9 protein-coding genes are annotated in these 6,052 nt (G+C 42.3%); all 9 read right to left on the reverse strand.

From position 1 onward, the window contains the following. On the reverse strand, positions 1–324 hold a 324-nt coding region (locus B2Y23_RS08575; RefSeq protein WP_291370242.1), incomplete at its 3' end, for a (d)CMP kinase. Positions 325–341: 17 nt separating this feature from the next. Further along, positions 342–773 carry an SRPBCC family protein gene (locus B2Y23_RS08580; protein ID WP_291356852.1) on the reverse strand — a complete coding sequence of 144 codons (432 nt, stop codon included), beginning with the start codon at positions 771–773 and terminating at the stop codon, positions 342–344. Between the two features lie 58 nt (positions 774–831). Further along, positions 832–1,353 carry a tRNA adenosine(34) deaminase TadA gene (tadA, locus tag B2Y23_RS08585; protein WP_291356850.1) on the reverse strand — a complete coding sequence of 174 codons (522 nt, stop codon included), beginning with the start codon at positions 1,351–1,353 and terminating at the stop codon, positions 832–834. A gap of 4 nt (positions 1,354–1,357) precedes the next feature. Next, entirely contained in the window at positions 1,358–2,482 is a 1,125-nt protein-coding gene (locus B2Y23_RS08590) for an enoyl-CoA hydratase/isomerase family protein (protein ID WP_291370243.1), read from the reverse strand. Continuing rightward, positions 2,479–3,192: a uracil-DNA glycosylase gene (ung, locus tag B2Y23_RS08595; protein ID WP_291370244.1), complete on the reverse strand. Its 714-nt coding sequence runs from the start codon at positions 3,190–3,192 to the stop codon at positions 2,479–2,481. Before ung ends, B2Y23_RS08590 begins: the two co-directional genes overlap by 4 nt. Positions 3,193–3,243: 51 nt before the next feature. Next, the gene (locus B2Y23_RS08600) at positions 3,244–3,840 is read right to left on the reverse strand and encodes a 6-pyruvoyl trahydropterin synthase family protein (protein ID WP_291370245.1); all 597 of its coding nucleotides are present in this window, start codon (positions 3,838–3,840) and stop codon (positions 3,244–3,246) included. A 173-nt stretch (positions 3,841–4,013) separates the two neighbouring features. Beyond that, positions 4,014–4,961 (reverse strand): type II secretion system minor pseudopilin GspK, encoded by a 948-nt coding sequence (gspK, locus tag B2Y23_RS08605; protein ID WP_291370247.1) that lies wholly within the window; start codon positions 4,959–4,961, stop codon positions 4,014–4,016. Positions 4,962–4,979: 18 nt separating this feature from the next. Continuing rightward, on the reverse strand, positions 4,980–5,663 hold the full coding sequence (gene gspJ, locus B2Y23_RS08610; RefSeq protein WP_291370249.1) for a type II secretion system minor pseudopilin GspJ: 684 nt from the start codon (positions 5,661–5,663) through the stop codon (positions 4,980–4,982). Continuing rightward, positions 5,660–6,049, reverse strand: a complete 390-nt coding sequence (gene gspI / locus B2Y23_RS08615) for a type II secretion system minor pseudopilin GspI (RefSeq protein ID WP_291370250.1) — start codon at positions 6,047–6,049, stop codon at positions 5,660–5,662. The genes gspJ and gspI overlap by 4 nt, the downstream gene beginning before the upstream one ends. Positions 6,050–6,052 lie beyond the last annotated feature (3 nt).

The raw sequence follows: 6,052 nt of genomic DNA on the forward strand, positions 1-6,052 counted from the left end.
AGGAATTGCTGCAACTTTTGAAGCAAACTCTCCAACACGTTCCGTACGGATGGTTTGAGTCACATCTTCCCCATCAAGTTCAACACGAGTACCCGCTTCAGTCGTAACAAATTTTATGTCTAAATTTGTTGCAATTTTAACGCACCGTTCCAGTTCAGAATCCAGGCAATCGAGTAAATCCTGTTGATGTAATGACAGCCCGAGCAGACGATAGAGAGCACCTGAATCAAGCAAATGAAATTGATAATGTGCTGCCAGTTTAGCGGCAAGGGTGCCTTTTCCCGAACCACTTGGCCCATCTATGGTAATAATTTGAACTGTCATTAATTTTCCACTTTGCGCTATACAGTTTTAGCTAATTTTGAAAAACCTAGTTTAATCGCAGATTTAAGCTGTGCAAGGATTAATTTACTAATGAAAGGTGCACGTGCCTGCAATTCAATCGTATAGGTGACCAAAGTTTTATCCGCATCTTTTGCTTCAAACTCGATAATGCCCAGATGATGTTTCACCAAAGGATTTTTCACAATCTGGTATTCGATACGCTGATTCGGCTCCAGCAAAGTAATTTGTTCCTGTAAAGGTTTAATCGGACCAAACCCCATACGGCGCACCGAACCCACCCCATCTAGACGTTCAGGATCACTGGAGTCTTTAACCCGCTCAACCTGAATCGGTGCAAATGCGACATTGTAAGTGGCATGCTTAGATAACAATTCGAAAACCTGATCGATGGGTGCGTTAAATTCTTTTTTTACTTGAATAGAATTCATGACTTATCCTGATTTTTATTGACAATACTCATTGTCATTATAGTTTACATGGTTTGAATTAATGATTCTGATCATTTAGGGACTTTTCTTGTAACTTCTGCAATCTTTTTTGCTCACGGCGCATTTTGAAAAAATCGCTGAGCTGTTTAGAACACTGCTCATCCAGACATCCGGCAGCAAAATCAAACTGATGGTTATAGTATCCGGTTTCCAATAACTTGCGTGCACTGACCAGCGATCCTGCTTTCGGCTCGGTGGTGCCAAACACGACTCGTGACACCCGCGCATGAATCAATGCCCCGACACACATGGTACAAGGCTCTAAAGTCACATACAGAACCGAGTCTTCGGGCAAACGATAATTATTCAGATGAGCACAAGCCTGGCGTAATGCCTGAACTTCAGCATGTGCTGTCGGATCATTTAAACAAATGGGCGCATTATATCCTGCACCAATAATCTGATTTTGACTGACAATGACTGCACCCACAGGAATCTCTTGTTTTGAGGCTGCAATGGCAGCTTGCTCATAAGCAAACTGCATCCAGTATTCATCAGTCAATTGTGGAGCATCAGTCATATTATTAGCTGATTACACCGTAATGCTTTAATAAATCATTCCAGCTTTGGATATTGGTCACGGGTGGACAATCAGACAAAATCGCTTTTAAAGAAAAATCACTGCCCTTTTTCCATTCTGGAGACAGGTCTTTATCAACCAAACGTGCCCGCACGCCTTCTACAAAATCTGGATGACGAATCTTCCAGTTGGATATTTGCGTTTCCAGTTCAAAAACTTCATTCCAGGAATGAACACGCTTGCCCCATTGCCACAATAGCCAGGTAATTGCAGCAGTCGCAGGCGAACCCTTTTGCAGGTTTTCACTGGCTTGACGGAGCCAGTCGCTGCGTGCATCACTGAGTCCGATAATCGATTCATAGTCCTGTTCAAAGTTCACCCCGCGGCAAACACTATGAATAACATCCAATGAATTTTGTAAAGGACCCGGACCCACAGGTCGATGCATACTGTTTAAGGTGTCATCAATAGCACGAAAATCCCCAGCAGGATAATGTCCCCAGTCAATATCCAGCATTTTTTCCAACACATTATCACGCTGCGCCTCACAAATATGAGTAGCCCAGCCAATCCCGTAAGCGCCAGCAGCAGTCATGATTGAACCGGTTAAACCGGTAAACAGGCCAATCGCGCCACGATCTGCCAGGAAGCGGGTTGCACCCACGTCTGGATACAAGCCAATGTTGATTTCAGGCATCGCCAGACGTGAATAAGGGGTAACCAAACGAAATGGTGCAGCCATAAACAGGCCCAAACCACCACCCATCACATAACCTTCGCCCCATACCAATACCGGCTTGGCATAATTATGAAGTAACAGGTCTAATGCATATTCCTGCTCAAAGAATTTATTGGCAGTCGCAACCTCGTCATTGATGACTAACTGACGAAGTTTACGCACATCACCACCGGCGCAAAATGCTTTAGGCGTAGTGGAGTCCAGCCAAATCGCTTTTACCGCATCATCATAATGAAAATCTTGGAACACCTGCAAAAGTGCAGTAACGATAGATTCATCCAGGGCATGTAGAGATTTCGGGCGGTTCAGGCGAACAACGCGCCAGCCATTTTTCGCTTCCTCTACAATAAGATCGGGATGATAATTTTTTAATTCAGGAGATTGTGTCATGCGTCCAGCTGCCAATTGATCGGCTCAATGCCATTTTGTTTCAGATAATTATTTGCTTTCGAAAAGACTTTACAACCAAAAAAACCACCACGGTTTGCTGACAAAGGCGAAGGATGTGCAGCTTTCAATACCAGATGCTTATTTTGATCGATACGTTGTCCTTTACGTTGCGCATACGCGCCCCAAAGGATAAATACAATGTGTTCACACTGCTCGTTTAAAACGTCAATTACGTGATCAGTAAAATCTTCCCAGCCACGTTTTTGATGTGATGTCGGCTGTCCTGCCTCGACAGTCAATACTGCATTGAGCAATAACACTCCTTGTTCAGCCCAACGGGTTAAATCACCATGCTTGGGAACAGGAATACCAAGGTCGGTATTTAATTCATGAAAAATATTACGTAAAGATGGTGGTAATGCAACCCCTTTTTGTACTGAAAAACTTAATCCATGCGCCTGATTGGGACCATGATAAGGGTCTTGCCCCAGAATAACGACTTTAACGCGGTTAAAGGGGGTTGTATTTAAAGCATTAAAAATGAGTGAATTAGGTGGATATATAACTTTATCCGCATTTTTTTCAGTAACAAGAAACTGTTTTAAATCATCCATTTTCGCACTGAGCAAAAATTCGCTCAAGGCACTCTTCCAACTTGCCTCTAACTGGATTTTATCGAGTTTCGTTTGCTGCGGTTCAGTTAAAGACATACTTCCTTCCTAATTCTTTCTTTGTTCAATATACCCATGAATTGAATATCTTTAGATTTTCACCTGAAGATCAACCGTTGGGTTTTGGAATTTAAGGCCTTGTTGTAATTTTTCATACATTTCAGGATCTGCCCATTCCACTCGAACCTGTTCAGAAAACACAATTTGATCAAGGCTGAGTACACCCATTTGCTCATTTTCAATATCTTCGATAAAGCTTTGCGCATAACCGGTATCAGTTTCATGCACAATCACCGAATAGACCTCTACATCGCCTTCCCCGTTTTGGGTTTCGGTAGATGCAAGCACTTGCTGTGCCAGATAGAAGAAAATACGGGAAAACTGTTCTGCAGAGGGTGAAACGGGTAAAGACACCCAGCGTGCGCTAAATTTTTTACAGGCATCAATATATTCAGCATCATCATGTTGCCAGAAGCAGATCGCATGATCAAAACTGTCAAAAATATCTTTGATTACGCCTTTTAATAATCCGAAGTCATAGACCATTTGACCATGATCAAGCTTCGAAGCCTTAAGCAATAATTCAACTTTATAGCTATGACCATGAATCGAACGCTTACAGCGATCCGATGTGCAATTTCGCACAATATGAGCATTTTCAAACTTAAATAACTTACGAATTAACATGTGCCGTGATGCAATCAAAAATCTGTGAATTGAACTCAATTATAAAGCAAATGCGAAAGTTATAAAGTAAAAGTGGCAATCTCCGCATGAATTTTACTGTTCAACATCATTTGAGAAACTCATCCAGCTTGAGAAATGACGGTGCCATTTTTTACCACACCGTTTTTAAGCTATCAAAATGGCGCCATGCTGCGAGATGCCACATAAACTGTTTTATCCTTTCGCACCAAATCACTACTGAACTGGCGTTTACGTCCACTAAGCATCATGTCAATTTTGGCTTTGAAATACTCGGATTTCACACCCAACAGATTACTGACTTCCCCGCGAACATCGGCACTGACCTGACTAAACGGCTCAATTACCCATAGGTCATTCACACTGGCAAAATACTCTAAGTTGCTTTGGCGCTGTTGTAACACCTGTTGTACCGCTTTAATGTCCAGCTTAGGGTCAAGACTTGCCAGCAACATTGCCGGCGCGGTATTTATATTTAATTTGCTGTCGGAGGTGGGTACAGCAGTCACATAATCGGCAATTTGCAGGTATTTCGCACCTTCAAAGCCGCGCACCAGTTTCAATTCTTGCACACTATGAAATTTACTGTTTGCCGGTAAATAGCCTTGTGCTAGTCCCTGATAATAGCTGGCTTCAGCCCCCATTGCGCCAATGGTTTCATTATCCACATCTTGCCAGTCAATCACGGCTTCACTCAACTTTTCCGGCAATCCCACACGCAGCAGCAATTTTTCAAACCAGGCTTTTGCCTGAGGATTTGGCGTACCATCCGCATTTACCAGGATATTTAAATTAAATTTTCCTGATTGATCTTCCAGGGTTCCAGATACAAAACCATCCTCTACAGGAAACGCCGGCATAGGTTTGGCCCAGTTTTCTTGCAAATGATCAATATCACCGGCATTTTCCGCATCATCAACCAGCAGTTCTGAAAAAAAGGCTTCAGCACTTTTGGCATATAATAGCGACTGGTTCTGGCGCATCAAATATGCCGTGTTCTCAGCCGTATTGGCCTGTCTTTTGGCAATAGTCGCAGCAAGGATGGTCGCCAAAGCTACCATGACCAGAATCGTGATTAGGGCAATTCCCTGTTGCGGCTTCATGTTCAATTGAATCAAACCTTATGAGGTAGAGTTGTTTGCATTGCTATTTGCATTGTTATTTGTGATGGTTTTTTGCTTTTTTAAATAGTCAGTGTTTAATAGACTGAAAATCCACTCATAGGCCACATCTTTGACGGTCAATTTAATTTTAATACCTTTCGGCAAGATCTGCTTTTGCGTGTCATCATTTAAATCTACCTGACCCTCTGGCCATGTGTTGATTTCATTCGGATTTAATCCCACAATTTCAAACTGGTCAACATCATTTAACAGCACACTGGATTCAGGCTGATCCCGCCCTGTACTATTTAAATTGCGATACTTTAATCGGTAGAGTTTCTTTTCATCGGCACGATATTGGTACTCCACCCTCTCATCTGGAGAAATACCCTGATTCAAGGGATCAGTCACACCGGTTTTACTAAAATTAAAACGACCATTTTGCAGCACCAAAGCAGGCTGAATATCCCCATTGATATTCGCATTGAGCGGCACAGCCTGAACAGTATCACGCAGAATTTGCTGATAGGCTTCTTGTAATTGACCTAAATTCACTTCATGTTGAGTATTACGATCTTTCACTTTAATTAAGTAATCAAATACTTTCCAACCCAATGCAGACAGTACCGCAAATATGGCAATCGCCACCAAAAGTTCAACCAAAGTGAAACCTTTTTTATTTTTCTTAGTCTGCTTTTTCATGCTTTGGCCTTCGGGTTAAAGAAAACCAAATGCGTCACTCCTGATTCAACCTTACCAGTTTCTACATTAAACAAACTGACCTGTACTTCTATGCGTTGTACATTCGGGCTAATGGTGGATTGTGCAGATTTATCAATTTGCCAGGTTTCACCCTGCTGGGTAACCTGTTTGGATTGAGTCCCTTGCAACCACTCCTGGTTAATTTCCATCACAGCAACTTCATTCAATGCCACAAATTGCGCTTTGGTTCTTAAAATTGCGTTCGAGGTGGCTTGAGTATATTGCATTGCCACTTTGGTAAATGCGATAGCCGCGGTCGCAAAAATAGCTAAAGCCACCATCACTTCTAATAGAGTAAAACCTGAGGCACGATTAAGTCGAGTAATACT

The sequence above is a fragment of the Acinetobacter sp. UBA5934 genome, assembly GCF_002430855.1.
Classification (GTDB): domain Bacteria; phylum Pseudomonadota; class Gammaproteobacteria; order Pseudomonadales; family Moraxellaceae; genus Acinetobacter.